General features: G+C 74.1%; 29 protein-coding genes. 17 read left to right on the plus strand and 12 right to left on the minus strand.

The features are described from left to right. Positions 1–118 precede the first annotated feature (118 nt). The 4 genes from K1Y72_RS17925 to K1Y72_RS17940 all read left to right on the plus strand — a co-directional run bounded on the left by K1Y72_RS17925 (position 119) and on the right by K1Y72_RS17940 (position 3,385). The gene (locus K1Y72_RS17925) at positions 119–577 is read left to right on the plus strand and encodes a MarR family winged helix-turn-helix transcriptional regulator (RefSeq protein WP_308287125.1); all 459 of its coding nucleotides are present in this window, start codon (positions 119–121) and stop codon (positions 575–577) included. Positions 578–603: 26 nt separating this feature from the next. Then, positions 604–2,007 carry an MFS transporter gene (locus tag K1Y72_RS17930; RefSeq protein ID WP_220167488.1) on the plus strand — a complete coding sequence of 468 codons (1,404 nt, stop codon included), beginning with the start codon at positions 604–606 and terminating at the stop codon, positions 2,005–2,007. Positions 2,008–2,040: 33 nt separating this feature from the next. Next, the gene (locus K1Y72_RS17935; RefSeq protein WP_220167489.1) at positions 2,041–2,334 is read left to right on the plus strand and encodes a DUF1330 domain-containing protein; all 294 of its coding nucleotides are present in this window, start codon (positions 2,041–2,043) and stop codon (positions 2,332–2,334) included. 145 nt (positions 2,335–2,479) lie between these two features. Then, the gene (locus tag K1Y72_RS17940) at positions 2,480–3,385 is read left to right on the plus strand and encodes a hypothetical protein (protein ID WP_220167490.1); all 906 of its coding nucleotides are present in this window, start codon (positions 2,480–2,482) and stop codon (positions 3,383–3,385) included. On the opposite strand, the gene otsB is transcribed toward K1Y72_RS17940, so the two are convergent. Both otsB and K1Y72_RS17950 read right to left on the minus strand, forming a co-directional pair. Further along, positions 3,361–4,167 (minus strand): trehalose-phosphatase, encoded by an 807-nt coding sequence (gene otsB / locus K1Y72_RS17945; protein WP_220167491.1) that lies wholly within the window; start codon positions 4,165–4,167, stop codon positions 3,361–3,363. The genes K1Y72_RS17940 and otsB overlap by 25 nt on opposite strands. 69 nt (positions 4,168–4,236) lie before the next feature. Next, the gene (locus tag K1Y72_RS17950; protein WP_220167492.1) at positions 4,237–4,620 is read right to left on the minus strand and encodes a DUF5997 family protein; all 384 of its coding nucleotides are present in this window, start codon (positions 4,618–4,620) and stop codon (positions 4,237–4,239) included. Positions 4,621–4,674: 54 nt separating this feature from the next. On the opposite strand from K1Y72_RS17950, the gene K1Y72_RS17955 reads away from it, so the two are divergent. Further along, positions 4,675–5,355: a LysR family substrate-binding domain-containing protein gene (locus K1Y72_RS17955; RefSeq protein ID WP_308287126.1), complete on the plus strand. Its 681-nt coding sequence runs from the start codon at positions 4,675–4,677 to the stop codon at positions 5,353–5,355. A 79-nt stretch (positions 5,356–5,434) separates the two neighbouring features. Here K1Y72_RS17955 and K1Y72_RS17960 read toward each other — a convergent pair whose 3' ends face one another. After that, on the minus strand, positions 5,435–5,983 hold the full coding sequence (locus tag K1Y72_RS17960) for a PIN domain-containing protein (RefSeq protein ID WP_220167493.1): 549 nt from the start codon (positions 5,981–5,983) through the stop codon (positions 5,435–5,437). Continuing rightward, a complete protein-coding gene (locus K1Y72_RS17965) occupies positions 5,980–7,068 on the minus strand; it encodes a helix-turn-helix domain-containing protein (RefSeq protein ID WP_220167494.1) in 1,089 nt (362 codons plus the stop codon). Before K1Y72_RS17965 ends, K1Y72_RS17960 begins: the two co-directional genes overlap by 4 nt. Positions 7,069–7,730: 662 nt before the next feature. On the opposite strand from K1Y72_RS17965, the gene K1Y72_RS17970 reads away from it, so the two are divergent. The 3 genes from K1Y72_RS17970 (at position 7,731) to K1Y72_RS37585 (ending at position 9,168) form a co-directional block, all read left to right on the plus strand. Further along, the gene (locus tag K1Y72_RS17970; RefSeq protein WP_220167495.1) at positions 7,731–7,931 is read left to right on the plus strand and encodes a hypothetical protein; all 201 of its coding nucleotides are present in this window, start codon (positions 7,731–7,733) and stop codon (positions 7,929–7,931) included. A 97-nt stretch (positions 7,932–8,028) separates the two neighbouring features. After that, the gene (locus K1Y72_RS17975; RefSeq protein WP_220167496.1) at positions 8,029–8,484 is read left to right on the plus strand and encodes a hypothetical protein; all 456 of its coding nucleotides are present in this window, start codon (positions 8,029–8,031) and stop codon (positions 8,482–8,484) included. Between the two features lie 120 nt (positions 8,485–8,604). Beyond that, the gene (locus K1Y72_RS37585; protein WP_372452913.1) at positions 8,605–9,168 is read left to right on the plus strand and encodes a type ISP restriction/modification enzyme; all 564 of its coding nucleotides are present in this window, start codon (positions 8,605–8,607) and stop codon (positions 9,166–9,168) included. On the opposite strand, the gene K1Y72_RS17985 is transcribed toward K1Y72_RS37585, so the two are convergent. Beyond that, positions 9,143–9,496, minus strand: coding sequence for a cupin domain-containing protein (locus K1Y72_RS17985; protein WP_220167498.1), 354 nt, complete (start codon positions 9,494–9,496; stop codon positions 9,143–9,145). The genes K1Y72_RS37585 and K1Y72_RS17985 overlap by 26 nt on opposite strands. A 74-nt stretch (positions 9,497–9,570) precedes the next feature. Further along, entirely contained in the window at positions 9,571–10,989 is a 1,419-nt protein-coding gene (locus K1Y72_RS17990; RefSeq protein WP_220167499.1) for an APC family permease, read from the minus strand. A 216-nt stretch (positions 10,990–11,205) separates the two neighbouring features. Between K1Y72_RS17990 and K1Y72_RS17995 the strand changes: the two genes are divergently transcribed. The 3 genes from K1Y72_RS17995 (at position 11,206) to K1Y72_RS18005 (ending at position 14,707) form a co-directional block, all read left to right on the plus strand. Further along, complete coding sequence (locus K1Y72_RS17995; RefSeq protein WP_220167500.1) at positions 11,206–12,642, plus strand: aldehyde dehydrogenase family protein; 1,437 nt, start codon at positions 11,206–11,208, stop codon at positions 12,640–12,642. A 77-nt stretch (positions 12,643–12,719) separates the two neighbouring features. Then, positions 12,720–14,123, plus strand: a complete 1,404-nt coding sequence (locus K1Y72_RS18000) for an NAD(P)/FAD-dependent oxidoreductase (protein ID WP_220167501.1) — start codon at positions 12,720–12,722, stop codon at positions 14,121–14,123. A gap of 53 nt (positions 14,124–14,176) precedes the next feature. Then, positions 14,177–14,707 carry an Lrp/AsnC family transcriptional regulator gene (locus K1Y72_RS18005; RefSeq protein WP_220167502.1) on the plus strand — a complete coding sequence of 177 codons (531 nt, stop codon included), beginning with the start codon at positions 14,177–14,179 and terminating at the stop codon, positions 14,705–14,707. 17 nt (positions 14,708–14,724) lie between these two features. On the opposite strand, the gene K1Y72_RS18010 is transcribed toward K1Y72_RS18005, so the two are convergent. Beyond that, complete coding sequence (locus tag K1Y72_RS18010) at positions 14,725–15,180, minus strand: nuclear transport factor 2 family protein (RefSeq protein ID WP_220167503.1); 456 nt, start codon at positions 15,178–15,180, stop codon at positions 14,725–14,727. A gap of 94 nt (positions 15,181–15,274) precedes the next feature. Between K1Y72_RS18010 and K1Y72_RS18015 the strand changes: the two genes are divergently transcribed. Beyond that, entirely contained in the window at positions 15,275–16,213 is a 939-nt protein-coding gene (locus tag K1Y72_RS18015; RefSeq protein ID WP_220167504.1) for a GlxA family transcriptional regulator, read from the plus strand. Here K1Y72_RS18015 and K1Y72_RS18020 read toward each other — a convergent pair. Beyond that, positions 16,174–16,569, minus strand: a complete 396-nt coding sequence (locus K1Y72_RS18020; protein WP_220167505.1) for a group I truncated hemoglobin — start codon at positions 16,567–16,569, stop codon at positions 16,174–16,176. The genes K1Y72_RS18015 and K1Y72_RS18020 overlap by 40 nt on opposite strands. A gap of 307 nt (positions 16,570–16,876) precedes the next feature. Between K1Y72_RS18020 and K1Y72_RS18025 the strand changes: the two genes are divergently transcribed. Continuing rightward, positions 16,877–17,293, plus strand: coding sequence for a TetR/AcrR family transcriptional regulator (locus K1Y72_RS18025; RefSeq protein WP_258572729.1), 417 nt, complete (start codon positions 16,877–16,879; stop codon positions 17,291–17,293). Here the strand turns inward: K1Y72_RS18025 and K1Y72_RS18030 are convergent. After that, positions 17,257–18,207, minus strand: a complete 951-nt coding sequence (locus K1Y72_RS18030) for a helix-turn-helix domain-containing protein (RefSeq protein ID WP_308287127.1) — start codon at positions 18,205–18,207, stop codon at positions 17,257–17,259. The genes K1Y72_RS18025 and K1Y72_RS18030 overlap by 37 nt on opposite strands. A 71-nt stretch (positions 18,208–18,278) precedes the next feature. Here K1Y72_RS18030 and K1Y72_RS18035 point away from each other — a divergent pair, with 71 nt between their 5' ends. The 4 genes from K1Y72_RS18035 to K1Y72_RS18050 are packed head-to-tail and all read left to right on the plus strand — an operon-like array spanning position 18,279 to position 21,991. Continuing rightward, complete coding sequence (locus K1Y72_RS18035; protein WP_220167507.1) at positions 18,279–19,334, plus strand: saccharopine dehydrogenase NADP-binding domain-containing protein; 1,056 nt, start codon at positions 18,279–18,281, stop codon at positions 19,332–19,334. 60 nt (positions 19,335–19,394) lie between these two features. Then, positions 19,395–19,901, plus strand: coding sequence for a hypothetical protein (locus tag K1Y72_RS18040; RefSeq protein ID WP_220167508.1), 507 nt, complete (start codon positions 19,395–19,397; stop codon positions 19,899–19,901). Continuing rightward, positions 19,891–20,835, plus strand: coding sequence for an RNA polymerase sigma factor SigJ (sigJ, locus tag K1Y72_RS18045; protein ID WP_220167509.1), 945 nt, complete (start codon positions 19,891–19,893; stop codon positions 20,833–20,835). Before K1Y72_RS18040 ends, sigJ begins: the two co-directional genes overlap by 11 nt. A 4-nt stretch (positions 20,836–20,839) precedes the next feature. Beyond that, positions 20,840–21,991 (plus strand): NAD(P)-binding protein, encoded by a 1,152-nt coding sequence (locus K1Y72_RS18050; protein ID WP_220167510.1) that lies wholly within the window; start codon positions 20,840–20,842, stop codon positions 21,989–21,991. On the opposite strand, the gene K1Y72_RS18055 is transcribed toward K1Y72_RS18050, so the two are convergent. The 3 genes from K1Y72_RS18055 to K1Y72_RS18065 form a co-directional block, all read right to left on the minus strand. Next, positions 21,988–22,497 carry a GNAT family N-acetyltransferase gene (locus tag K1Y72_RS18055; protein ID WP_258572641.1) on the minus strand — a complete coding sequence of 170 codons (510 nt, stop codon included), beginning with the start codon at positions 22,495–22,497 and terminating at the stop codon, positions 21,988–21,990. The two genes, K1Y72_RS18050 and K1Y72_RS18055, sit on opposite strands and share 4 nt — an antisense overlap. 76 nt (positions 22,498–22,573) lie before the next feature. Beyond that, positions 22,574–24,721, minus strand: a complete 2,148-nt coding sequence (gene helR / locus K1Y72_RS18060; protein WP_258572643.1) for an RNA polymerase recycling motor ATPase HelR — start codon at positions 24,719–24,721, stop codon at positions 22,574–22,576. A 91-nt stretch (positions 24,722–24,812) separates the two neighbouring features. Further along, entirely contained in the window at positions 24,813–25,118 is a 306-nt protein-coding gene (locus K1Y72_RS18065; RefSeq protein ID WP_220167513.1) for a hypothetical protein, read from the minus strand. Between the last annotated feature and the right edge of the window lie 53 nt (positions 25,119–25,171).

A 25,171-nucleotide genomic window follows, 5' to 3' on the forward strand; every position in this document is an offset into this window, starting at 1 on the left:
GCCGTCGCGTCCGCCCGGTTCGCCTTCATCTCCGGCAGCAGGATGCCGCTGACGTCGCCGGTTCCCGCCGCTTCACCGTTTCCATAGACAATGAATATAAAATGGCTATGCTTCGGGCATGGGTCGTCACGATGCCGCCTCCGACGCGGCCGCCGCCATCGGGGCGGCGCTCTACGGGCTGGCCACCAGGGCCGCCCGGCGCCTGCCCCGGGACATGAGCCTGACGTCCGCCGCCACCCTGGCCACCCTGGACCGGACCGGTCCGCGGCGCATCACCCATCTGGCCGCGGTCGAGGGCGTCACCCAGCCCGCGATGACCGCCCTGGTCCGGGTGATGGAGGAGTCCGGCCTGGTCGAGCGGCGGGGCGACGCGGCCGACAAGCGGGTCACGCTGGTGTGCCTGACCGAGGCCGGCGCCTCCTACGTCCGGACGCGGCGCCGGGCGGGCGTCCAGGCGTTCGAGCGGTTGATCGGCGAGCTCGCCGACGACGAGGTCGAGGCGCTGGTGGCGGCCCTTCCGGCGCTGAAGCACCTGGAAGAGCTCGAAAGCCGGGAGCGCGAGGGGACGCAGCGGTGACGGGCCGGCCGGTCGGTGGGGGCGCGGTGGAAGCGTTACCGGCGGCGCGTCGGGAGGCGCGGCCGCTGGTCCCGGCCCTGATGTTCATCGCCCTGGTCGTGGCGGCGATCGCCAGCCTCGGGACGCCGCTCATCACCAGCGTGGCGACCTCGTTCCACGTCTCGCTCGGCAGCGCGCAGTGGACGCTGACCGTCGCGCTGCTCAGCGGCGCCGTCGCCACGCCGGTCCTCGGCCGGCTCGGGGCCGGCCCGCACCGGCGGGCCGCGATCCTCGCCACGCTGGCCGTCGTCGTCGCCGGCGGCGCGCTCACCGTGCTGCCGCTGCCGTTCGCGTGGCTGCTGGCCGGCCGGGCGGCCCAGGGCGTCGGGCTCGGGCTGACGGCGCTGATGATGGGCGTGGCCCGCGACCACCTCCCCGAGGAGCGCGGCGCGGCCGTGATCGCCCTGATCTCGGTGGTCTCGATCATCGGGGCCGGCGTCGGCTACCCGCTGGCCGCCTTGCTCGCCGAGATCGGCGGGGTGCGGACCGCCTACGGCTTCGGCCTGGCCGTCACCGCCGCCGCCCTCCTGACGGCGTGGCGCTCCATACCCGAAGCCCCCGAAGGCCGCTCCGCCCACGTGGACGTGGCGGGCGCGGTCGTCCTGGCCGCCGCGCTGCTGCTGGTGCTGTTCCTCGCCGGCGAACGGGATCTGTGGAGCCGTCACCCCGCCGTGGCGGCGGGCCTCGCCGTCGTCGCGGTGGTGCTGCTCTGCGTCTGGGCCGTCGTCGAGCTGCGCAGCACGACGCCGCTGATCGACGTGCGGGCGGTGCGGCACCCGGCGGTCGCCGGGGCGAACCTCGCCATGTTCGTCGGCGGGATCGGCATGTACCTGCTGCTCACGCTCGTCACCCGGTACGCGCAGACGCCGCACGGCGCCGGCTACGGCTTCGGGCTGACGACCTTCGTCGCCGGGCTGGTCCTCGTCCCGTTCTCGGTGCTGGGGTTCGTCGCCGGCAAGCTCACGCCGCGGATCCGGACGCGGATCGCGGGCCCCCTGCTCCTGGCCGGCAGCGCCGTCGTGGTCGGCGGCGGGTTCGCCCTGTTCGCGGCGGCCCGGTCGGACCTGGCCGAGCTGTTCGCGGCGATGGGCGTGCTCGGCTTCGGCGTCGGCGGCTTCTCGGCCGCGATGCCCGGCGTCATCCTGGCCGTCACCCCGAAGAGCGAGACGTCGAGCGCCATGAGCTTCAACTACGTCGTCCGCAGCGTCGGGTACTCCCTGGGCAGCGCCATCGGCGGCCTGATCCTCGCCGCGGGCACCGGGCCCGGCCGCCTCTTCCCCGACGACGGCGCCTACACCACCGCGGCGCTGGTCGGCATCGGCGCCATGGCGATCACTACGCTGGCAAGCCTCGCCCTCGCCCGGCGACGCCCGTCCACGACCGGCCCGTAAGTCAGACGCACGCATTCCCGCACTGGAGGTTCCATGCCCAAGGGCTACTGGGTCAGCGCCTACCGCGCCATTTCGGACCCCGAGAAGCTGGCCGCCTACAACAAGCTGGCCGGTCCGGCCGTCCAGGCCGGGGGCGGACGGGTCCTCTCCCGCGGCGTCCGGGTCGTCGCCCACGACGCCGGGATCGCCGAGCGCACCGTCCTGATCGAGTTCGACAGCTTCGAGCAGGCCGTCGCGGCGCACGAGAGCGCGGCCTACCAGGAGGCGCTGGCCGCGCTCGCCGACGGCGTCGAGCGCGACTTCCGCATCGTCGAGGGCATCGACTGACGGAGGGTTCCAGCGGCGGGTCATCGGATCAGGTGGGCGTGCGGGTGGTCGGGTGACGCCGGGCGCACGCGGAGCCGCATGTCGCGGGACGGGGGATCGGAACGGGGACGTCGATCGTCGAAGGTGGGGGTCGCGAGGAGGGTCCATGGCCGGGTTCTGGCTCGACATCGAGAAGGGTCTCGTCTCCGATGTGCTGTTCGCCGGGCTCGTGGCGTCGTCGGCGGTCGTCGTCGGGTGGTGGCTGCGGCGGCGGCGGGTGCGGAGGTTCTTCGGGGTCGTGCCGGGACGCGAGGTGATCCGGGTCGTGCTGCCGGGCATCGAGGTCCTCAAGAGCGCGACGCTCGGCACCGCACCGGTCCGCGAGGGCTTCTCCGGCGTGGCGATCAACGAGGTGGAGTACCGGTACGCGCTGGCCCTGGCCGGCGCCGTCGAGAGCAGACCGCTGGCCCGGGCCCTGTTCGCCGCGGGGGTGCTGGACCAGGTGACGTCGCGGCCGGTGGTCTGCAGGATCGAGCCCGGGCCGTCGGTGTCGGAGTTCCGGGCCGAGGTCGACGCCGGCCGGGAGCAGCAGGCCCGCGACCGCCTCCGGCAGGATCTGGGGTCCGAGTGCGTGGTCCTCGTCGGGGGCCCGGTCTACAACGTGCTGACCCACCTGGCGCAGTCCGAGCCGGGCTCGCCCGCGCGCACCGGTTTTCTGCGGCTCGAGGAGTCCGGACGCCCGGTGCGGGGCATCGAGATCACCGAACCCGGCGGCCGGGTCGAGCGGTTCCTCCGGAGCGAACCGGACGGCGACCGGTGGGGCGAGGAGTACCTCGCGCTGGAGTCGTTCCGATGGCACCGCACCCAGGTGTTCCTCTGCGCCGGCACCTGCACCGCGGGCACCGCCGCGGCGGTACGGATCCTGGCGGACTGGCGGACCCTGCAGCGCCGCTTCGGCGGTGAGCCGTTCACGCTGGTCTACCGGCTGCCGATCCGGGACGCCTCCGACCGGGAGAGGGAGCCGGACCTGGAGCGCGTCCAGCCCTGCTACGTGTCGCCGCGCCGCTGGTGAACCGTCAGCCCCTCGACCAGCGCGCGCAGCGTCCCCGGCATCGCGGCGGGGCCGTCCACGACGAGGTCGGCGTCCGCGCGCAGCGTGTCCCCGGTCTCCGGATTGGCCACCGCGACGCGGACGCCGAGGAAGTCGGGATCCCGCCCGGCCCGCCGCTCCAGGGCGGTGAAGGCCGCCAGGTCCGGCCGGCCGTCGCCGAAGTACCACGCGCAGCGGAGCCCCTGGACGGCGTCGGCCAGCACCGAGCCCTTGTCCGGCGTCATGGGCGGGATCAGCTCCGCCGTCATCGGCCCGATCTCCAGTCGCGCCCCGGTCCGCGCGGCCGCGTCCCGGACCCAGGACTCGGCGACGTGCTGCAGGTGCGGCGCCGTCCGGTAGTGGAGGGCCATCGACAGCCCCTTGTCCTCGACGAGCAGGTCCGGGTCGAGCTCGGCGCGGGCGCGTTCGACCAGCCGGGCCGTCGTGGACCGCCAGGGGACCACCGCCGGCAGGGTCCGCACCTCGCCGTCCAGGCTGCGCTCCAGCCCGTACAGCCCGTAGAGCGCCAGCCCGGGGACCGCGGCGAACCGGGACGCCAGAAAGTCCACGGGCCGTGCCGAGACGACGGCGGTCGTCCGGACGAGGCCGGCCAGCGCCGTCAGCGCGGGCAGCACTCCCGGGACGGGTTCGACGGCGGCGGGATCCTCCTGGATGGGGGCCAGCGTTCCGTCGAAGTCGAAGAAGAGCCCGGTATCGCGGGCGCGTTCCCGCGTCGACGCGGCCAACGCGATCAGCTCCGCCATGTCCGCCGTCCTCTCTCGCCCGCCGCCGGGCGCGCCGTACCGGTCCGACGATAGAGGGCGCCGTGTGCGTCAGGACTTGGCGCGTCCCTGCTTGAGGCGGAGCTCCTCTTCGCGGAACTTGGCGTAGGTGACGCGCTCGCGCTGGAGCCAGTCGGGGTTCTCGGTCTTGAGGGCCTCGATCTCGGCGGTGGTGAGGTGGCCGGTGACGCCGCCGCGGGCCAGGCCCGAAGCCGAGATGCGGAGCTTGGCGGCGGTGACCTGGCGGGGGTGGGGGCCCTCGCGGCGCAGCTCGGCGAGCCAGGTCGGCGGGTCGGCCTGGAGCGCGTTCAGCTCGTCCCGGGAGACCGTGCCCTCCTGGAACTCGGCGGGCGCCGCCGACAGCAGGATCCCCAGCTTCTTGGCCGCGGTCGCGGGCTTCATGGTCTGCGGGGTCTTCGCCTTGGACGCGCTCATGTCCCAAGGGTAGCCAGCGGCAGGGGGTCGTCCGGTCGTGACTAGGCTGGACGGGTGACCGAAGCTGAGTTCCGGCTGGCCTACGCGCCGGGTGTGACGCCCGCGAAGTGGGCCGGGGTGTGGGCCGAGCGGGTGCGGGACGTGCCGCTCCGGCTGGTCCAGGCGCCCGCCGCCGAGATCGTCCCCCTGCTGCGGGACGGCGGCGCGGACGCGGGGCTGGTGCGCCTGCCCGCCGACCGCGAGGGCCTCCACGTGATCCCGCTGTACGTGGAGACGACCGTGGTGGTCGTCCAGAAGGACCACGCGGTGGCCGCCGTGGACGAGGTGGAACTCGCCGATCTCGCCGACGAGGACGTGTTCGAGCCGCTCGACGACGTCTTGAGCTGGGACGTCCGTCCCGGCGAGCCCGCCTTCACCCGCCCCGAGGACACCGCCGGCGCGGTCGAGCTGGTGGCGACGGGGGCGGGCGTCCTCCTGGTCCCCCAGTCCCTGGCCCGCCTCCACCACCGCAGGGACCTCACCTACCGCCCCGTGACCGACGCCCCCCAGTCGCAGATCGGCCTGGCGTGGCCGGAGGCCGAGACGAGCGACCTCATGGAGGAGCTCATCGGCATCGTCCGCGGCCGCACCCCCAACAGCTCCCGCGGCCGCGCCCCCCAGCAGCCCGCCCGCGAGAAGCCCGCACAGAAGCGCCCCGCCCCCAAAGGCCGCCGCCAGCCCCGCCGCCGGTCGTGAGCGGAGAGCGATCAGCGGCCTTCCTCGACGGGTGAACGCCGAAGTCCTGGTGAGGCGCCGATCCTTCGGGCGATGGACGTCAAGGCAGCAGCTTGTGCTTGCGCGCCCAGCTGGGATACTCACCGCCGCTGCAGGGCAGCCGCATTCCGGTGTGGCGCAGAGCGTCGACGAGGCTGGCGACGTTCACCTCGGTGAGTTCGCCCTTCCTGCAGGCCCGGCTGAGCAGCCACAGTGTTCCGTGGACGTCGAGTCCATGCCTGCGGCCGACGGAGACCGCCTCCCGATCATCGGTGAGAGCCACGGCGTTCTGCAGTTCCGCCGTCGCGAAGATGCTGGCTTCGCCGCGGTCGCGGTCCCCGGAGCCGAGACGCTCGGTCCAGGTCACGAAAGCGCGGAGCTCCTCCAGCGTGTCGAGCCGTTTCACCTCCAGCCAGTCCAGTTCCTCGGCCTTGGCGAGAGCGAGCTGAGCGTTGGCTGCGCGGAGTTCCTCACAGACCACCCGGGTGGTGTAGCACGGCGTACCAGCGTGCAGATCCCGCAGGACGTCGATCCGATCCGCCAAGGCGAAATGGCTCAGCAGCATCGTGTCGAAGACCAGCGCCGTGGACGCGGGCGTCGGGGCTCTCATGGCGCGGTGTCGAGCTCCTCCCGGTCCGGGAGGTCGGACGCGTCCAGCTCGCCGCGCAGCATCTCGATCGCGCGAGCGCTGGAGATGAGGGAACCACGCCACGCCTGAAGCACGGCCTGCGCGTACAGGGGAGGCACCCGGATCGATTCCAGATCGGGTTGCGGCGCGAAGCGGACGGCTTCCATCAGCTCCGCCTTGGTGGGGCGGTCCTGGTGCCTGAGTTTCCGCCCGTCACCGACCCCCGCCTTGACGGCCTGGTGCACCGCGAGCGTCCACGACGTCCGGTACACGGCCGCCAGCCGGATCAGGTCGCGCCGGGAGCACTCGCCTTCCGTCGCCGCCTGTTCGACGGCCGACATGGGGAGCAGAAGCTCGGCCGCGAAACTGTTGATCACCCGTTCCCGGTGATCACGGGATGTGTGCACGCCGAGATCGCTGGAATACTCGTCGCCCAGCACGAAATGTCCCAGCTCGTGAGCGGCCGTCGAGCGACGCCGGCCGGGGTCGCCGGTCACGCTGACGACGGCGGCGGCCACCCCGCCCTCGATGAGCGAAGCGCCGTCCCCGGGTGTCTCCACCACGGCCACCAGTTGGCCCATCCGCTGGCACACGCCCATCAGGGACGCGACCGGGTCGGTGCCGAGATCGAGGACCCCCCGTACCCATTGCGCGGCCTCCACGGCGGAACGGTGATCCTGGACAGGCCGGTCGTAGGACTGGTGGGCGGGCAGGGCCAGACTTCCCAGCGCCACCAGCTGTTCGATGTCGGCGAGCCACGCCTGAAGCGCCGCTTCCAAACGGTAGGACTGGCCAGCCACGTCGCTCGTGGTGTCGTCGGAGAGTTCGACGCGGCGCGACAGCACCTCGGGCGGCCGGGTGAGGAAATGGGACATCGGCAGCTTGAGCACTTCGGCCAGCCTTGCGAGTTCCAGCGCGTCGACCTCACGCTTGCCGGCCTCGACCTTCACGACGATGGTGCGCCCCAGTCCCAACCGCTGCCCGAGCGCCTCTTGGGACAGGCCTGCGGCTATCCGAGCCTCGCGCACCCGCCGCCCCAGGTCAGGCCATGACCAGGTGCCATCCATAGTGCGATTTTGGCACACAGGCTCGAGATCGAGGAGAACGAATACGTAAAGAAAAGCTCTCGTCTCGACCGGTAGCCGGATCCGGCCAGAAGTGGCTTTTCAGTGATTTCACACCTTGATGGTCTTCGGAACAGCGGTCACCGTGAGTGGCGTGCATGCCTTCTTCCGGAGGTGAGCGTGGCAGGAGCCCCGCGACCCTCGACCGGGACCACCGCACGAGAGTGCGTGGCCGAGTTCGGCCGGACGATCGTGCAGAAGAGGGGGCTGGGCGGTGACGAGGAGGATCAACTCCGCGGCCCGCTGGAGACGTTGCTCCGCGCGCTCGGCTCCCTCATCGGCGTCGAGGCCGTCCCCTACGGGGAGGTCCGCCTGGCAGATCTGCGGGCGCGGCCCGACTACGCGGTGGACGTCGGAAGCGTGCGCGTCGGCCATCTCGAATTGAAGCGGCCCGGCAAGGGAGTTCCCGGAGCCCGGAATGGCGTCCGGCGAAGCGGGACCGCGAGCAGTGGGACAAGCTCCGCACCCTGCCCAATGTCATCTTCACTGACTCGATCACCTGGGCCCGCTACGAGTACGGCGAGCGCAAGGCGCTGATCAGGCTCGCGGACACCGTCTCCGGACTGCGCCGTCCGGCTGCGCGCCCTGTTGACGAACCGGTCGGCATGCTGCGCACGTTCCTGCTCTGGACCCCCGAGACGCCTCGAACGCTGAGCGAGCTCGTGAAGATCCTCGGTGGCCTGTGCGGCCTGCTGAAACAGGAAATGTACGCCGCCGTCACCACGCCGGCGCGGCGCCGGTCCCAGATGCGCTTGGCGCTGCTGGCCGACGAGATGAATCCCATCACGAGATCGCTCATCAGCTGAGCAAGCGGCATCTGCTGATGGGTCAGGCGTTCGGCGTTCTCACCGGCGGTGCGGACGGCGAACTGGACACGATCGAGACGCTGCGCCGTGTCCCTCCTTGGACGAGTTCAGGGCCGCCGGCCACGGCCGCTACGAGTCGGACCTCCACGGGATGCCGTGGGGCTTCCTGCGCTGGGCGACCTGGAAGGTCTTCGAGGCGGCGCGGCGGATGCCGGCGGGCGCGGTGGCGTTCGTCGTCCCGTCCAGTGTGATCACGAGCCGTGCCTTCCGCGGTCTGCGCGAGTATCTGCGGCGCCGTTGCGACCTCGGCTGGGTCATCGAACTCACTCCCGAGGGCAACCGGCCGCCGACCGCGACCCGGGTCTTCGGACCGGAGGTGGGTCGGCGGTTGTGCATTCTCGTCTTCGCCAGGAAGGCGGGCGCGGAATCGGCAGAGGCGAAGCGTGCTCAGGTCCGCTATCTGGAGCTGCAGGGGACGAGGACGGAGAAGGTGTCCGTTCTGGCGGGATTGACCACGACGGACCCGCGATGGCGGCTCTGTGACGACGGATGACAGGCTCCCTTCCTTCCTTCCGTCCGTCGATCCCGGCTGGGCGGCCTTCCCCGCCTTGGACGAACTGATGCCGTGGCGGTCGCGCGGAGTCACCCCGGGACGGACAACCGGCTCTTGGTCATGGCACGTCCGCCGGCGGACGTGCTGGGACACACGGTCCGCCCGGAGGACATGCTCGCCTATATCGCGGCCGTTACAGCCCATCCCGGGTTCACTCGCCGGTTCCGGGAGCAGTTGCGGCAACCGGGCGTGCGTGTGCCACTCACCTCCGATCCAGCGCTGTGGAACCGAGGAATCACGCTAGGACGCGAAATCCTATGGCTGCACACCTACGAACGACCGGACGGCGCAACCCCGCGACAAGCGCCGTTCGTCAGCTCTCGACGACTTCACGCAGATGTCCTGGAATCGGGACCTCACCGTGGAGTTCCTGGCCCTGCTGTCCGTCCTGACCGGATGCGTGCTACTACATCCGAACCAGGAAAGGCTTCTGGGCGAAATATGCGAGGGGCCGCTGATCAGCGGCGCCGATCTCGTAGCGGCCGCAGTGCTCCCGGTACCGGAGACGGCGACGAGAGCGCCCAAGGCGCCTCCTCCGGGCGATCGGCTCTCCGTGCAGGACTGACCTCCGCTGTCCTTGTCCTGGCTCCCAGGCCGCTCAGGCCTCGGTGGGGAGGCCGGTGAGGTAGAGCTTGCGGAGGCGGGTGGTGAGGTGCCAGGTGGTGCGGTCGCCGGCGCGGAGGTGGACGAGGGCGCCCGGGTTCAGGGTGAGGACGCTGCCGTCGTCGAAGGTGACGGTGCCCGTGCCGGCGAGGACGAGGAAGACCTCGTCGGCCTCGACGTCGGTGTCGGTTCCCGGGCCCGCCTCCCAGACGCCGATCTCCAGGGGGCCGCTCTCGTGCAGGACGGTGTGGGCCGTGGACAGGGCGGCGGAGGCGCCGTCGGGCTCGGCGGTCGCGGCCGCGAGGTCCTGGACGACGAGGCGGGCGGCGGCGATGCGAGGCGTGGTCATGGGGGCCTTTCGGGGTCGGTGCGTCCGCCGATCCTCGCGGACCGGCGGACGCGGGCGGGCGGCGGGGCGGCCGGTCAGGCGGTCGGGGCCGTCCGGTCCTGGACCTTGGTGCGGTAGAGCCAGAGGGCGACGGCGGCGACGAGGACGAGCAGCGCGATCACCAGTTCCTTGTAGCCGCCGTAGCCGGTGATCGAGAAGCCGGTGGCGCCGACGACCAGGACGACCAGCAGGAACGCCGCGAGGAGCCAGGCGAGCGGGACGAAGGCGTTCGGCAGCCGGATGGGGCGCGGGGCGTCGGGCCGGTCGCGGCGCAGCAGCGCGAAGCCGGAGATCGCCAGGACGTGGGTGAGGATGTAGCCGAGGTTGCCGGTCACGATGATGGCCAGCGGCGTCTTCAGCACCACCAGCACCACGACGTTGATCACCAGGGCGACGGCCAGCGCGCGGGCCGGGACGCCGCGCTTGTCGAGCACGCCCATCTGGCGGACGGTGGTGCCCTCGGTGCCCATGTTGTACAGGACGCGGGAGCCGTCGGCCAGGCCGGTGATCATGATGAGCAGCAGCGAGGCGATGAGGAAGACCGTCATGACGTCGGCGGCGCCGCCGACCAGGTCCTGGAAGGCGCCGACGTAGAAGGTGGTCGGGTCGTCGGCGATCTTCTGCTCGCCGACGTACCCGGCGAGGGCGAGCGGCAGCAGGACGAACACGCCGAGGGAGAACAGGACGCCGGCGCGCAGCGCGCGGGAGGTGTCGCGGACGGTGTCCTTGTACTCGGGGGCGAAGGTCGCGCAGACCTCGACGCCGAAGGACGTCCAGGCCATCACGTACAGCCAGACGAGCGCCTCGCGCAGCCCGGCGGCGCCGTGCAGGTTCCAGTGCAGGCCCGAGGCGCTCCAGTCGCCGGACGCGAACGGCAGCACGAGGAACACCGCGAGCGGGATGAGCAGCATGCCGCCGGTCAGGTAGACGACCCACAGCGCGACGTGCAGGCCGATCATGGCGGCGGCGAACAGCAGGACGATCACCGCGACGCCGACCAGGATCGGGAAGCTCAGCTCGGCCGGGCCGAGCGAGAGGGACCAGTCCTGGTCGGGGAACCACTGTGCCTGGACGAGCGAGCCGATGATGCCGGCGTAGACCGACAGCGCCGTCGTCCAGGGGAACCAGTAGCCGATGCTGGCGATCGGGCCGACGGCGGGGACGCGGCTGCGCCAGCCCTCGGCGGCGTAGTGGGCGATGCCGCCGGAGGCGTCGGGGAACATCGCGGCGAGCTCGGTGTAGATCCAGTTGGTCGCGGTGGCCAGCACCATCGACAGCGCCCAGATGGCGATGGCGCCCCAGGCGCCGAGGCCGCCGATGGACGCGCCGAGCGAGGCGATCAGGGCGGCGGGCATGGTCAGGGACATGGCGAAGCCGTCCCACCAGCGCATCTTCTTGGCCAGCGCGGGCGGTCCGGTGTCGGCCGGGGCGGCGGACTCGGGTGTGGCGGTCATGCGGGGGTCCTCCCGGAGGGGAGCGGGTCAAGGGGTGCTCCGAGTTATAGATCCAACAAAAGTTCACCGTCAAGACTCATGGATGAGCAATCGAAGCGGATCGTAAATAACGACTCGTGAGTATTGACAGGCATCTTCTGTTGATTGCAGGGTGAGGACCACGTGATCGCGGCCCGCCGGCCCGGTCGTCCCGCTCCCCGGTAGAGAGGCCGTTCCATGAGCAGCACCAGCCCCTTCTTCATCAACGGCGCTCCCGCCGCCGGGCAGGGCGGCGGGACCGTCGAGGTCCGCAGCCCCGGCACCGGCGAGCGGGTCGGCGCGATCCCGGCGGCGTCGGCCGCCGACGTGGACGCCGCGGTGCGCGCGGCCCGCGCCGCGCAGCCCGCCTGGGCGTCCACCAACGTGTGGGAGCGCGCCGAGCTGTGCCACCGCATCGGCGACGAGCTCGGCGAGCGGGTGGACGAGCTGGCGCGGCTGCAGAGCCTGGAGCAGGGCAAGCCGCTGGCGGAGTCGGTCGCCGACATCGAGGAGGCCGCCAAGCTGTTCCACCTGCACGCCGAGGACGCGGTGCGGCTGCACGGCGAGACGATGCCCTCGACCGACTCGCGCAAGCGGATGTTCACCTTCCACCGCCCGGTCGGCACCTGGGCGATCATCACGCCGTGGAACTTCCCGCTGCTGATGATGGCCGAGTTCGTCGCGCCCGGCCTCGCCACCGGCAACGCGCACGTCGTCAAGCCGCCGGAGAACACCCCGCTGACGGTGCTGAAGGCCATGGAGGCGTTCGAGGCGGCGGGCGTCCCGGCCGGGCTGGTCAACATCATGCCCGGCGGCGGGCAGGCCGGCGAGGCGCTGGTGACGCACGACGGCATCGACGCGATCGGCTTCATCGGGTCCTCGGCCACCGGCGCGCGCATCCAGGCCGCGGCCGGGCTGAAGCGCTCGGTCATGGAGTGCTCGGGCAACGGCCCGGTCGTCGTGCTCGCCGACGCCGACCTGGACGCCGCCGCCCGCGCCGCCGTCGACGGCGCCTACCTCTGCGCGGGGCAGGTGTGCTGCGCCACCGAGCGCGTCGTCGTGCACGCCGACGTGCACGACGCGTTCGTGGAGGCGCTGCTGCGCGAGGCCGGCCGCGTCGTGCTCGGCGACCCGTTCGACGCCGAGACCAACCTGGGGCCGCTGAACAACGAGGGCGTGGCCGCCAAGATGGACCGGCACATGGCCGACGCCCGCGAGCGCGGCGCGCGGATCCTGGCGGGCGGCGGGCGCCGCTCGGGCATGCCGACCGACCTGTACTACGAGTTCACCGTCGTGGACGCGGTGCCCGAGGACAGCCTGCTGTCGCGCGAGGAGTCGTTCGGCCCCGTCGTGCCGGTCATCACCGGCCGCGACGACGACGACCTGCTGCGCATCGCCAACGACGACAAGCTCGGCCTCCAGGGCGCGGTGTTCACCCGCGACATGGGCAAGGCGTTCCGGTTCATGGAGGAGATGGCCGTCGGCCAGGTCGTCGTCAACGACAGCAACTCCTGGTGGGACGTCAACATGCCGTTCGGCGGCGCGGGCGGCCGCGGCACCGGCTGGGGCCGCATCGGCGGCAAGTGGACGCTGCTGGACATGACCGACGTCCGCACCGGCGTCATCAGCGTCTGACGCCCTCCCCCGGGCCGGCCGCCCGGCGCCGGCCCGGGGACCTCCCGCCCCGCTCCCGCCGCACCCCCCGAGGACCGATGAACCCCACCGCCCCGCACCGCTCCCGGCTCGGCGGCGCCGCCCCGACGCCGTTCTGGCTGGACCGCCCGGACCGGCCCGCGCCGCTGCCCCGGCTCACCGCCGACACCCGCTGCGACCTCGCCGTCGTCGGCGGCGGCTACACCGGCCTGTGGACGGCGCTGCTCGCCAAGCGCCGCCGGCCCGGCCTGGACGTCCTGGTCGTCGAGCAGCGGACCTGCGGGCACGCCGCCAGCGGCCGCAACGGCGGGTTCTGCTCGCCGAGCATCACCCACGGCCTGGCCAACGGCGCCGAGCGTTGGCCGGACGAGATCGGCGACCTGCAGCGGCTCGGCATGGCCAACTTCGCGGCCATGGAACGCGACCTGGAGACCTACGGGATCGACTGCGGGTTCGTCCGGTCGGGCAAGGTGTCGCTCGCCGCCACCCCTTGGCAGGAGCGGGCCCTGCGGCAGGGCGCCGAGCTGGCGCGCCGCCACGGCGAGCGCGCCGAGTTCCTGGAGGGCGCCGAGCTGCGCGCCTACGTCGACTCGCCGCTCTGGTCGTCGGGCCTGCTGCTGCGCGACTACGCCCTGCTGGACCCGGTGCGGCTGGTGGACGGCCTGCGCCGGGCGTGCCTGGACGCCGGCGTCCGCATCGCCGAGAACACCGAGGTCACCGGCCTGCACGCGCCCCGGCGCGGCCGCGTCCGGCTGCGCACCCCCTACGCCGAGGTGGCGGCGGTTCAGGTGGCGCTCGCCACGAACGTGTACCGGCCGCTGCTGAGGCGGCTGCGCCTCAGCTGGATCCCCGTCTACGACTACGCGCTGGTCACCGAGCCGCTCAGCGAGGAGCGGCTCGCCGAGATCGGCTGGACGGGCGACCACGGGCTGTCCGACGCCGGCAACCAGTTCCACTACTTCCGCAAGACCGCCGACGACCGCATCCTGTGGGGCGGCTACGACGCCGTCTACCACTGGGGCGGCCCGGTGGACGAGGCGCTCACCCAGCGGCCGGAGACCTTCGACGTCCTCGCCGCGCAGTTCGCCGAGGCGTTCCCGTCGCTGGCGGACGTCGCGTTCACCCACGCGTGGGGCGGGATCATCGACTCCACGACCCGGTTCGCGATGTTCGCCGGGACGGCGTCGGGCGGCCGGATCGGCTACGCGCTCGGCTTCACCGGGCTCGGCGTCTCGGCCACCCGGTTCGGCGCCGAGGCGATGCTGGACCTGCTGGCCGGCCGCGCCACCGAGCGCACCCGCCCGGCGATGATCCGCCGGCCGCCGGTGCCGTTCCCGCCCGAGCCGGTCCGCTACCTCGGCGTGCAGGCGACCCGCCGGTCGCTGGACCGCGAGGACCGCACCGGCCGCCGCGACGCCTGGCTGCGGCTGCTGGACCGCCTCGGGCTCGGGTTCGACTCCTGACCCGGCATGATGGTGCGCCGGACCGACCACGACCCGAAGGGCGGAACGCCGCGATGGGCAGCACCAGCGCCGGCCGGCTCGACGACATCGACCAGCGGATCATCGCGATCCTGCAGGCCGACGGCCGCCGGCCCTACAGCCAGATCGCCGAGGACCTGGCGATCCCCGCCTCCTCGGTCCGCTACCGGGTGCAGCGGCTGGAGGAGACCGGCGTCCTGCAGATCGTCGGCATCGCCAACCCGCTGACGATCGGCTTCGACCGGTTCGCGATGGTCGGCCTGCGGGTGCGGCCCGGCACCGCCCCCGAGGTGTGCCGGGCGCTGCGCGAGCTCCCCGAGACCTCCTACGTGATCATGACGGCGGGCGGCTACGACGTGATGGCCGAGGTGATCTGCCGCGACACCGAGCACTTCACCGACCTGATGAACCGCCGCCTGCACCTGATCGACGGCGTGGTGTCGACCGACTCGTTCTTCGTGCTGGAGGTGCACAAGCTCGCCTACGGCTGGGGCGTCGGCGAGGTCGAGACCGGGCTGCCGAACGCCCCCGAGCCCCCGCGCGAGGCCGGCCTCGACCAGCGCTGACGCCGCCGCCCGCCGCGTCAGGCGAGCGGCACGGGCGTCCCGTGCTCGTCCCGGGGCCGGGGGCCGAGGATGCGGCGGTCCCGCTCGTCGATCGGCACGTCGTTGATGCTCGCCTCGCGGCGGCGCATCAGGCCCCCGGCGTCGAACTCCCACAGCTCGTTGCCGTAGCTGCGCCACCACCGGCCCGAGGCGTCGTGCCACTCGTACTGGAAGCGCACGGCGATCCGGTCGTCGCCGTAGGCCCACAGCTCCTTGCGCAGGGCGTAGTCGAGTTCGCGCTCCCATTTCGCGGTGAGGAAGCGCTCGATCTCCTCCCGGCCGGTGAGGAAGGTGTCACGGTTCCGCCAGACCGAGTCGGGCGTGTAGGCGAGGGCCACCCTCGCCGGGTCGCGGGTGTTCCACGCGTCCTCGGCGGCCTGGACCTTGGCGCGGGCGCCGGCTTCGGTGAAGGGCGGTACGGGCGGGCGGGTCATGGGTTCCTCCGTGGGAGCCGTCGGTCGTGTGCCCCCATGCTGGCGGCCCGCGCCGGCGCCCAGCCATGGCCGTCCGGCCTAGAATCCCTCGTATATGGACATCGCGGTGCTCGCCTACGACGGCGTGCGGCTCCTGGACGTCACCGGGCCGCTGGAGGTCTTCAGCACGGCGGCGCGCTTCGGCGTCCCGTACACGGTGCGGCTCTGCTCGCCGGACGGCGGGCCGGTCGCCACCTCGGCGGGCGTCCGGCTGGAGACCGCCGCGCCGCCCGCCCGCGCCCACACCCTCATCGTCCCCGGCACGCCCGAGCTGCCCGCCGGGCGGCCGCCCGCGCGGGTGGTCGAGACGGTCGCCGGGTTCCGGGCGGAGCGGTACGCGTCGGTCTGCACGGGCGCGTTCGTCCTCGCCGAGGCGGGCCTCCTGGACGGCCGCCGTGCCACCACCCATTGGCGCCACGCGGCCGCGCTGGCCCGGCGGTACCCGTCGGTCGAGGTCGAGCCGGACGCCGTCTACGTCCGGTCCGGCGCCGTCCTCACGTCCGCCGGGGTCAGCGCGGGCGTCGACCTGTCGCTGGCCCTGGTGGAGGACGACGCGGGGGCCGGGCCGGCGAGGGACGTCGCCCGCGATCTCGTGGTGTTCCTGCGGCGCCCCGGCGGGCAGTCGCAGTTCTCGGTCGCGGCGCGCACGCCGTCCCCCTCTCACGCGGCGCTCGGCGAGCTCGTGCGCGAGGTCGCGGCCGCGCCCGCGGCCGACCACTCCCTGGCGGCGATGGCGGGACGCGCCGGGCTGAGCGTCCGCCACCTGACCCGGCTGTTCCACCGGCAGATCGGATCCACGCCCGCCGCCTACGTCGAGGCCGTCCGGCTGGAGGCCGCCCGGATGATGCTCGACTCCGGCGAGACCGTCACCGGCGCGGCCGCGCGGTCGGGCATGGGCAGCGACGAGACGCTGCGCCGCGCCTTCATCCGCCACCTAGGAGTCACACCGTCCGCCTATCGCTCGCGCTTCCGCAGCTCGGGCGACGGGTCGTGATGGGCGCCGGCCACGACATCGGCGGACAGGGGGAGCACGACGGCGGCGATGGCGGCGATGGTGTCCTGCGGGACGCCCGCTGCGGTCAGGGAGGCCACCAGGTGCTCGGCCACGCGGTCGAAGTGGCGCTGTTCGATGCCGAGGCCGTGGTGGACCGCCTCCATCGTGCGGCCCTGGTAGACGGGCGGCCCGCCGAGGGCCTGGGCGAAGAACTCGACCTGGCGGCCTTTCAGCTTGTTGAGGTTGGTGCCGACGAAGAACGCGCTCAGCGTCCCGTCGGCGAGGATCCGCTCGTAGAGGTCGTCCACCACCGCGGTGAGGGCCGGTTCGCCGCCGATCGACTCGTAGATGCTCATGCCGTTCTCCTCCGGACCGCGCCACCCCCCTAATTGGCGCACCGCCAATAGGTGTGCCGGACAGGGTACGTCGGACGCCGCCAGGACGCCAGGGCGCGTGATCGGGCTCTCGCTTTTCGCAAGCGATACGGGATGGTTCTCGATCAGGAGGTGCCGATGAGGGCCGCGGTGCCGCGAGGCGGGACCGTCGAGGTCGTCGGCTACGGTCCGGGCACCCGGCGGTGCTGTCGCCCTGCGCGACCCGGCGGGAGGCCGCCTGGGCGCGTGACTCCGGCGGCCCCGGGACGCGAGCATCGACGCGCGCGTCCTGGAGGCGACCCGGGCCCTGCTGGCGGAGCGGGGCTTCGACGCCACGACGGTGCAGGCGATCGCGGAGCGCTCGGGCGTGCGCGCCTCGGCCGTCTACCGCCGCTGGGCGACCCGCACCGAGATCATCGAGCGGGCGGTGCTCCCGGGGCCCGCCTCCGTCAGCGTCCGCGCGACCGGCGACCTGCCCGCCGACCTGCGCCGCTTCGTCGGCGCCTACCTCGCCGTCCTCGGGGCGCCCGCCGCGCGGGCCGCGATGCCCGGCCTGCTCGCGGCCCACGACGGGGCGCACGGGCACGCGGGCCGGCCCGAGAGGTGGCTGGCCGTGTCGGCCCGCCCGCAGTTCGCCGACATCCCGGCCGCCGCGCCCCTGAACGGCGGTCACCGGGCCGCGGCGGTGCGGAAGGTGCGGCGGTAGGCGTCGGGCGGGACGCCGACGGTGCGGTGGAAGTGGCGGCGCAGGGTCGCGGCGGTGCCCATGCCGGTGGCCTCGGCGATCGCGTCGATGCCGTCGTCGGTGGTCTCCAGGAGCTCCTGCGCGCGGTGGACGCGCTGGGTGAGCAGCCACTGCAGCGGGGTGGTTCCGGTCATGGCCCGGAAGTGGCGGCCGAGGTGGCGGGAGCTGAGGTTGGCGCGGCGGGCCATGTCCTCGACGGTGAGCGGGCGGTCCAGGCGCGCCGACGCCCAGGCCAGCACGTCGCCGAGCGGGTGGTCGGGCCGCTCGGGGACGGGCGCCGCGACGAACTGCGCCTGCCCGCCGGGGCGGTGCGGCGGGACGACGAGGCGGCGGGCGATCGCGTTCGCGGCCGCCGAGCCGTGGTCGCGGCGCACCAGGTGCAGGCAGAGGTCCAGCGCGGCGGCCTTGCCGGCCGAGGTGAGGACGCTGCCGTTGTCGATGTAGAGGACGTCGGGGTCGACGTCCACCTCGGGGTGGCGGGCGGCCAGGTCGCCGGTGTGCGCCCAGTGCGTGGTGGCGCGCCGCCCGTCCAGCAGACCGGCGGCGGCGAGGACGAACGCGCCGGTGCAGAGGGACGCGACGCGGGCGCCGGCCCGGTGCGCCGCGCGCACGGCCTCGACGAGGTCGGGCGGCGGCGGGACGTCCACGTCCGCCCAGCCGGGGACGATGACGGTGCCGGCGGTGGCGAGGCGGTCCAGGCCGGCGTCGGGCTGGAGCAGGAAGCGGCCGTCGGTGCAGACGGGGCCGGCTCCGCACACCGCGAGCTCGTACCAGGACGCCGCCGCGGCGGGCGGCGGCGAGCTGAAGACCTCGTGGGCGAGGGACAGCTCGAAGTGCAGGATCCCGTCGGTGACGGCCAGCGCGACAGTGCTCACGTCCGGAATTGTACGCATCATGTCGTTCCGGACGCTCGTGCGCGGACCCCGGCGGCCGCCACGATGAGGTCATGGATCGTGAAAGCGGGACGCGGGTGGCGGTCGTCGGGGCCTACGGGCACACGGGCCGGTTCGTGGTGGCGGAGTTGCGGCGGCGCGGGCACGTCCCGGTCCTCGTGGGGCGGGACGCGGCGAAGCTGGACGCGCTCGCCGCCGCGACGGGACTGGAGGCGCGGCGGGCGGACGTCACGGACGCCGCCGCGCTGGCGCGCGCCCTGGCCGGCGCCGCCGCGGTGATCAACGCGGCGGGGCCGTTCGCGGTGACGGCGGGGCCCGTCATCGAGGCGGCGCTGGCGGCGGGCGTCCCCTACGTGGACGTCGCCGCCGAGATCGAGGCGAACGCCGACACCTTCGCGCGGTTCGCCGGGCCGGCCCGCGCGGCGGGCGGGGTCGTCGTGCCCGCGATGGCCTTCTACGGCGGGCTCGGCGACCTGCTGGTCACGGCCGCGCTCGGCGGCCTCGCCGGGGCCGAGGAGGTGCACGTCGCCTACGGCCTGGAGAGCTGGCACCCGACGGCCGGGACGCGCGCCGCGGGCGCGGTCTCGCACGCGCGGCGCGGCGGGCGGCGCGTCCGTTTCAGCGGCGGGCGGCTGGAGTACCGCGACGACGCGGCGCCGCGCGAGAAGTGGACGTTCCCCGAGCCGCTCGGCGTCCGCGACGTCGTCGGGGAGTTCTCGATGGCCGACGTCGTGACGGTCCCGAGCCACCTGGCCGTCCCCGAGGTGCGCACGTACATGACGGTCGAGGCGGCCGGCGACATCGCCTCCCCCGACACCCCGGCGCCCGTCGCGGCCGACGAGCACGGCCGGTCCGCGCAGCCGTTCGTCGTGGACGTCCTCGTGCGGGCCGGGGGCGGGGAGCGGCGCGCCGTGGCGCGCGGGACCGACATCTACGCGGTGACCGCGCCGCTCGCCGTCGAGGCCGTCGAGCGGATCCTGGACGGCCGGACGCGCGCGGCCGGCGTCGCGTCGGCGGGCGAGATCTTCGACGCCCCGGACTTCCTGCGGGCGCTGGCGCCCCACATCACCGTCGAGTTCGGCGGGGAGGCCACCCCGGCGCGCAGTTAAAAGACACATGTGTTTGTATGGGTGCGAACGCCGGCCCGCGAAGCGGAAGGACGCCAGACGGTGCAACCCGCGTACGGAGGCCCGCCCGCCCCACCGTTCCCTCCCCCGCCGCCGCCCGCGCGGCGCGTGCCGCCCGCCGTCCTCGCGGTCGTCGTCGCGGCGGTGCTCGCCGTCATGGCGGCCGCCGCGTTCGCCGTCTACGCGATCGCCGACCGGCGGAACGCGCCCTACGAGCGCAACCTCCGCGAAGCCCGCGCGCTCGGCGCGCCCGCCGGTTTCGCGCGGCGGGCCGAGCGCAACGCCGGGGGCGGGACGGCGCGGGTGACGTTCGCCAGGACGTGCGCGGGCCGCCCCTGCGACAGATCCGACATCCGCGACGCGGCGCTGGCGGTGACCGGCTGGCTCAGGACCCGGCAGGGCATCCAGGCCGTCATCGCCATGCCCGCGCAGGACGGCGAGAGCTGCGCCATCGGGGTCCGGACGTCGCCGGGCCGCCCCCCGATCACCCGCGCCGGGGTCGCGCTGACCCCGGCACGGTCGATCGAGCTGGCGCTCGATGTCGGCTGAGGACAGGTCGGCCGAGGAGGAGTTCGCCGCGCGCCGCGGCCTGCTCATGGGCGTCGCCTACCGCGTCCTCGGCCGGGTCGCCGACGCCGAGGACGTCGTCCAGGACGCCTGGCTGCGCTGGTCGGGCGTCGCGGCGGGGACGGTCGCCGACCCTGAGGGGTTCCTGGTGACGGTCACGACGCGGCTCGCCATCGACCGGCTCCGCCGCGTTCAAGCGCGGCGCGAGACCTACATCGGCGAGTGGCTGCCCGAGCCGCTGCTGACCGAGCCCGGCCCCGACGTCGCCGAGGACGTGATCCGGGCCGAGTCGGTGTCGCTGGCCCTGCTGGTGGTGATGGAGACGCTGACGCCCGCCGAGCGGGCGGTGTTCGTGCTCCGCGAGGTGTTCGCCTTCCCCTACCCCGACATCGCCGCCGCGCTCGGCAAGAAGGAGCCGGCCGTGCGGCAGCTCGCCGCCCGCGCCCGCGCGCACGTGCAGGAGCGCCGCCCCCGGTTCGAGGTGGCGCCCGACCGCTGGCGGCAGGTCACCGACCTGTTCGCGGGCGCCTGCCTGACCGGCGGCGTCGAAGGGCTGATGGACCTGCTCGCCCCGGACGTGCGGCTCGTCGCCGACAGCGGCGGCAACGCCGTCGCGCCGCGCCGCGCCATCGTCGGGCGCGAGGAGGTCGCGCGGTTCGTCCTGCACATCATCAAGCTCAGCCCGTCGTTCCTGCGGTCGGTCGGCGTCGGGCCCGGCACCCCGACCGAGTACCGGCTCGTCACCGCCAACGGCGGGCCGGCCTTCCAGGTCGTGGCCGGGGAGCGCCCGATCGTGCACTTCCAGGTGCAGGCCGAGGCGGGCGAGGGCGGGAAGGTCGCCGCCTGCTACCTGGTCGTCAATCCGGAGAAGCTCGGCGGCGTCCTGTCACAGGACGGGCCCGCGCTGCGTCCTTGACGGCATGACGACCGACATCACCATCATCGGCGGCGGCCTCGCCGGCCTGACCGCGTCCGTCGCCTGCGCGGAGGCGGGCGCGAACGTCCTGCTGTACGAGGCGCACCGCACGCTCGGCGGCCGCGGGCGGGCGACGCCCCCGCCCTACATCGCCCACGACGGCGCGCACGTGTTCTACGCCGACGGCCCCCACTACCGGTGGCTCGCCGAGCGCGGCTTCGTCAAGGGACTCGGCTGGCCGTCGCCCGCCGCCCTGGCGAAGGCGCGGTTCCGCGTCGGCGGGCGGCTCCGCCTCGCGCCGCCCGCGCGGATGCTGCGCGCGCAGTCCCGCCGGTGGCTGAAAGCGCCCGTGGACGAGGACTTCGGCACCTGGGCGGCGGCCCGCTGGGGCGAGGACACCGCCCGGCACATGGCCAACGCCATCAGCGTCGTCACCTACGACGCCGACACCGGGCGGCTGTCGGCGGCGTTCGTCTGGGACCTGTTCCAGCGGGTCCTCGGGCCGAACGTGCCGGCGATCCGCTGGGTGCGCGGCGGCTGGCAGACCGTCATCGACCGCATGTCCGCGCGCGCCGCCGAGCTCGGCGTGAAGATCGAGACGGGCAGCCGGGTGGACGCGCTGCCCGAGGGCGGCCCGGTCGTCGTCGCGACCGGGCCGGACGCCGCCGCCCGGCTCCTCGGCGCGGCCGCCGGCGACCTGGCGTGGCCGGGCGGGCACGCCGTCCTGCTCGACGTCGCCGTCCGCGCGAGCCGCCGCGACCGCACGCTGGCCTTCGACCTGGACGAGGGCGGCTTCCACGAGAGTTACACGATGCAGGACCTCGGTATGGCCCCGGCCGGCGAGTCGCTCTACCAGCTCCAGATGCCGGTGCGGGACGGCGAGCCCCACGACGGCGCGCACCGGCGCCTGCGCTCGTTCGCCGACGAGCTGCTGCCCGGCTGGGCGGACCGCGTGACCTTCCGGCGCAGCGCCGTCGCCAAGGGCCGCACCGGCGCGCTCGACCTGCCCGGCCGGACCTGGCGCGACCGCCCCGCCATCGACCGCGGCGGCGGCGTCTACCTGGCCGGGGACACCGTCGCCGCGCCCGGCATGCGCGGCGAGATCTCGATCAACAGCGCGCTCGCCGCCGCCCGCCTCGCCGCCGGCGCGCCCTAGAGGTCCTTGGCCATGCAGATGGAGAACGTCAGCCACTCGTAGGGCGGGAAGACCGGGACGCGGACGTAGCCCGCGCGCTCGTACAGGCGGACGGCGTCGGGCTGCCGGTCGCCCGTCTGGAGCACGACGCGGGACGCGCCGAGGGCGCGGGCGGCGTCCTCGGCCGCCGCCAGCAGCGCGGTCGCGACGCCCGTGCCGCGGGCGGCGGGCGCCACGTACATGCGCTTGAGCTCGACGGCGCCCTCGCCGTAGGCGCGCAGCGCGACGTGGCCGACCGCCGTCCCGCCGCCGTAGGCGACGCCGACGTACACCACCTGCGCGGACTCGACGCCGAGCGTGCCCTCGACCCGCTCCTCCCGGTCGGCCGCCCCGGCGAGGACGGCCGCGATGCGGTCGGCGTAGCGGCTCTCCATCTCCTCCTGCATGGCGTCGCGCAGCCCGGCGCCGGCGGGGTCGTCCCAGCCGGTGGTGCGGACCTCGAAGCGCGGGCCGGCCACCGCGGTCATCGGCATCCCCTTCCGAGCACGGACCGGTCGATCACCCCATGCTAACCAAAACGGTAGGTATTGGAGGAAAATCACCTCAAGCTCCGGTGGTCAGGACGACGAGCCGCCGCGTCGCCCGCGTCATCGCGACGTAGCGGTCGACCGCGCCTTCCACGCCCCCGCCGAGCGCCGCGGGATCGACGAGGACGACGAGGTCGAACTCCAGGCCCTTCGCGAGGACGGGGGTCAGCGACCGGACGCGGGGCCGCTCCCGGAACGCGGGGGCGCCGATCACGCAGGCGGTCCCGTCGGCGTGCCCGGCGAGCCAGCCGTCCAGGACCGATTCCAGCTCGGCGGCGGCGCCGTAGGCGACGGGGACGCCGGTGCTGCGGACCGAGACGGGCACGTTGGCGTCCGGGAGCGCGGCGCGGATCACCGGCTCGGCCGCCGCCATGACCTCCGCCGGGGTGCGGTAGTTGACCGTCAGCGAGGCGAGCTCGACCCGGTCGAGGCCGGCGCGCGCCAGCCGCTCCCGCCACGACCCGGTGAACCCGTGCCTGGCCTGCGCCCGGTCGCCGACGATCGTGAAGCTGCGGGACGGGCAGCGCGACAGCAGCATCCGCCACTCGGCGTCGGTCAGCTCCTGCGCCTCGTCCACGACGATGTGCGCGAACGGGCCGGCGAGCGCGTCGGGGTCGGCGGCGGGCAGCGCGTCCTCGTCGACCAGGGTGTTCTGCGCGTCCTCGCCGCGCAGCATGGTCACCAGGCCCTCGCCGTCGTCGTCGGCGGCGATCAGGTCGTCGACGACGCGGTTGCGGTGCTCGCGCTCGGCGGCGACGGCGGCGTCGTGCCGCTGCCTGCGCCGCGACGCGCGCGGGTCGCCGAGCCGCTGCCGGGCGGCGTCCAGGATCGGCAGGTCCGCCGCCGTCCACGCCCGCGGGTCGGCGCGCTGGAGGCGGCGGACGCCGGCGGCGTCCAGCCAGGGGGCGCAGAGCCGCAGGTAGGCGGGGACCGTCCACAGGTCCCCGACGAGGTCGGCCGCCTCGATCAGCGGCCAGGCCCGGTTCAGGGCGGCGACGAGCTCGCGGTCGCGCAGCAGCGCGGCGCGGAGCAGGTCGCCCGGGACCTCCTCGTCGCCGTCGTGCTTGTCCCTGATGATCTCGACGAGCTCGTCCCAGACGCGGTCGCGCGCCTCGTTGTGCGGGGTGCCGGGGTCGGGGGCGGCGAACGCCTCGGCCCAGTCGGCGGCGGTCAGCCGGACGTCCGCCCAGGGCGTGGCGACGTCCATCCCGTCGGCGGGCGGCCGCTCGTAGAAGCGGACGGCCTGCTCGACCGCTCCCACCAGGTCCGCGGACGCCTTCAGGCGGGCGACCTCGGGATCGGGCTCCTCCCCCGCCGCCGCGCCCTCGGGGACGAGGTCGCGCAGCGTGCAGGTCCGCACGCCCTCCTCGCCGAGGCTCGGCAGGACGTCGGCGACGTAGGCGAGGTAGGGCTGGTGCGGACCGACGACGAGGACGCCGCCGCGGCGGCGGCCGAGGCGCGGGTCGGCGTAGAGCAGGTAGGCGGCGCGGTGCAGGGCGACGACGGTCTTGCCGGTGCCCGGCCCGCCGTCCACGACGAGCGCGCCGCGCGACCCGGCGCGGATGACGGCGTCCTGGTCGGCCTGGAGGGTGCCGAGCACGTCGCGCATCCGGGCCGACCGGGACGTCCCGAGGCTCGCGATGAACGCCGACCGGTCGTCGAGCGCGGCGTTCCCGTCCAGGCCGCCGGGGGTGAACGCCTCGTCCCAGTAGTCGTTGATGCGGCCGCCGGCCCACCGGTACCGGCGGCGGCTCGCCAGCCCCATGGGGTCGGCGTGGGTGGCGCCGAAGAACGGCTCGGCGGCCGGCGAGCGCCAGTCGAGGAGCAGGCGGCGGCCGCCGGCGTCCTTCAGGCCGAGCCGCCCGATGTAGACGGGCTCGCCGCCGTCCTCGGCGACCATCCGGCCGAGGCAGAGGTCCAGGCCGAAGCGGCGGAGGGCGCGCAGGCGGCCGTTCAGCCGCCGCACCTCCTCGTCCCGGTCCAGGGCCTGCTGCCCCGCGCCGCCGGGCTTGCGCAGCTCGCCCGCGAGCCGGTCGGACAGGTCGGCGACCGACCGCTCCAGGCTCGCGCCGATGGCCGCGAAGTGCCGCTCGTCGGCGGCGATCAGCGCCGGGTCGGCCTTGGCGGCGAGCCGCTCGGGCAGGTCGAACACTCCGGTCGTCATGGTCATGCACATCCCCCGTTTCCGCAGGCCGCGGGCCTCGGCCGACGATTGTGCGGCACGAGGGGGGCCTTGCCGCAAGCCCCGGGGTGCGCTATACGTTGGTAATGGCGGGGAGTGCGCTCCCCGCCTTTCGCATGCCCGGACCCGGCTGCCCCTCCGTGAGGGCGGTCAGGGTGGCGAGGAGCTCGGAGGCGGTGACGTCGTCCAGCTCGCCGAAGGGCGTGCCGTAGTCGTGCGGGGTGCGCGCGTGCGCCAGGGGCGCGAGCAGGATCCACCGCAGCGTCTGGTCGGACCACATGCCGGGCAGGCCCACCTCGATCCCGGGGTCCAGGGAGAGGGTGACCCACCGGTCCGGCGCGACGCGGCCCGAGACGTCGTGCTCGATGCCGGTACTCATGCCGGCCCGCGCTAGGGCAGCGCGCCGACATTGTTGATCCTTTCGCCGGGAAC

It is taken from the genome of Actinomadura parmotrematis (assembly GCF_019458805.1).
GTDB lineage: Bacteria > Actinomycetota > Actinomycetes > Streptosporangiales > Streptosporangiaceae > Spirillospora > Spirillospora parmotrematis.

Coding starts and splice junctions, on each gene's coding strand:
- K1Y72_RS18020 (WP_220167505.1), bottom strand. CDS start 16,569: ATGAGCATCTACGAGTCGATCGGCGGCGAACCGGCCCTCACCGCGGTG.
- K1Y72_RS17995 (WP_220167500.1), top strand. CDS start 11,206: ATGAGCAGCACCAGCCCCTTCTTCATCAACGGCGCTCCCGCCGCCGGG.
- otsB (WP_220167491.1), bottom strand. CDS start 4,167: ATGGCGGAGCTGATCGCGTTGGCCGCGTCGACGCGGGAACGCGCCCGC.
- K1Y72_RS37585 (WP_372452913.1), top strand. CDS start 8,605: ATGGCACGTCCGCCGGCGGACGTGCTGGGACACACGGTCCGCCCGGAG.
- K1Y72_RS18010 (WP_220167503.1), bottom strand. CDS start 15,180: ATGACCCGCCCGCCCGTACCGCCCTTCACCGAAGCCGGCGCCCGCGCC.
- sigJ (WP_220167509.1), top strand. CDS start 19,891: ATGTCGGCTGAGGACAGGTCGGCCGAGGAGGAGTTCGCCGCGCGCCGC.
- K1Y72_RS18050 (WP_220167510.1), top strand. CDS start 20,840: ATGACGACCGACATCACCATCATCGGCGGCGGCCTCGCCGGCCTGACC.
- K1Y72_RS18015 (WP_220167504.1), top strand. CDS start 15,275: ATGGACATCGCGGTGCTCGCCTACGACGGCGTGCGGCTCCTGGACGTC.
- K1Y72_RS17990 (WP_220167499.1), bottom strand. CDS start 10,989: ATGACCGCCACACCCGAGTCCGCCGCCCCGGCCGACACCGGACCGCCC.
- K1Y72_RS17960 (WP_220167493.1), bottom strand. CDS start 5,983: ATGAGAGCCCCGACGCCCGCGTCCACGGCGCTGGTCTTCGACACGATG.
- K1Y72_RS17935 (WP_220167489.1), top strand. CDS start 2,041: ATGCCCAAGGGCTACTGGGTCAGCGCCTACCGCGCCATTTCGGACCCC.
- K1Y72_RS17940 (WP_220167490.1), top strand. CDS start 2,480: ATGGCCGGGTTCTGGCTCGACATCGAGAAGGGTCTCGTCTCCGATGTG.
- K1Y72_RS17970 (WP_220167495.1), top strand. CDS start 7,731: ATGCTGCGCACGTTCCTGCTCTGGACCCCCGAGACGCCTCGAACGCTG.
- K1Y72_RS18055 (WP_258572641.1), bottom strand. CDS start 22,497: ATGACCGCGGTGGCCGGCCCGCGCTTCGAGGTCCGCACCACCGGCTGG.
- K1Y72_RS18005 (WP_220167502.1), top strand. CDS start 14,177: ATGGGCAGCACCAGCGCCGGCCGGCTCGACGACATCGACCAGCGGATC.
- K1Y72_RS17950 (WP_220167492.1), bottom strand. CDS start 4,620: ATGAGCGCGTCCAAGGCGAAGACCCCGCAGACCATGAAGCCCGCGACC.
- helR (WP_258572643.1), bottom strand. CDS start 24,721: ATGACGACCGGAGTGTTCGACCTGCCCGAGCGGCTCGCCGCCAAGGCC.
- K1Y72_RS17925 (WP_308287125.1), top strand. CDS start 119: ATGGGTCGTCACGATGCCGCCTCCGACGCGGCCGCCGCCATCGGGGCG.
- K1Y72_RS17985 (WP_220167498.1), bottom strand. CDS start 9,496: ATGACCACGCCTCGCATCGCCGCCGCCCGCCTCGTCGTCCAGGACCTC.
- K1Y72_RS18000 (WP_220167501.1), top strand. CDS start 12,720: ATGAACCCCACCGCCCCGCACCGCTCCCGGCTCGGCGGCGCCGCCCCG.
- K1Y72_RS18065 (WP_220167513.1), bottom strand. CDS start 25,118: ATGAGTACCGGCATCGAGCACGACGTCTCGGGCCGCGTCGCGCCGGAC.
- K1Y72_RS17965 (WP_220167494.1), bottom strand. CDS start 7,068: ATGGATGGCACCTGGTCATGGCCTGACCTGGGGCGGCGGGTGCGCGAG.
- K1Y72_RS18035 (WP_220167507.1), top strand. CDS start 18,279: ATGGATCGTGAAAGCGGGACGCGGGTGGCGGTCGTCGGGGCCTACGGG.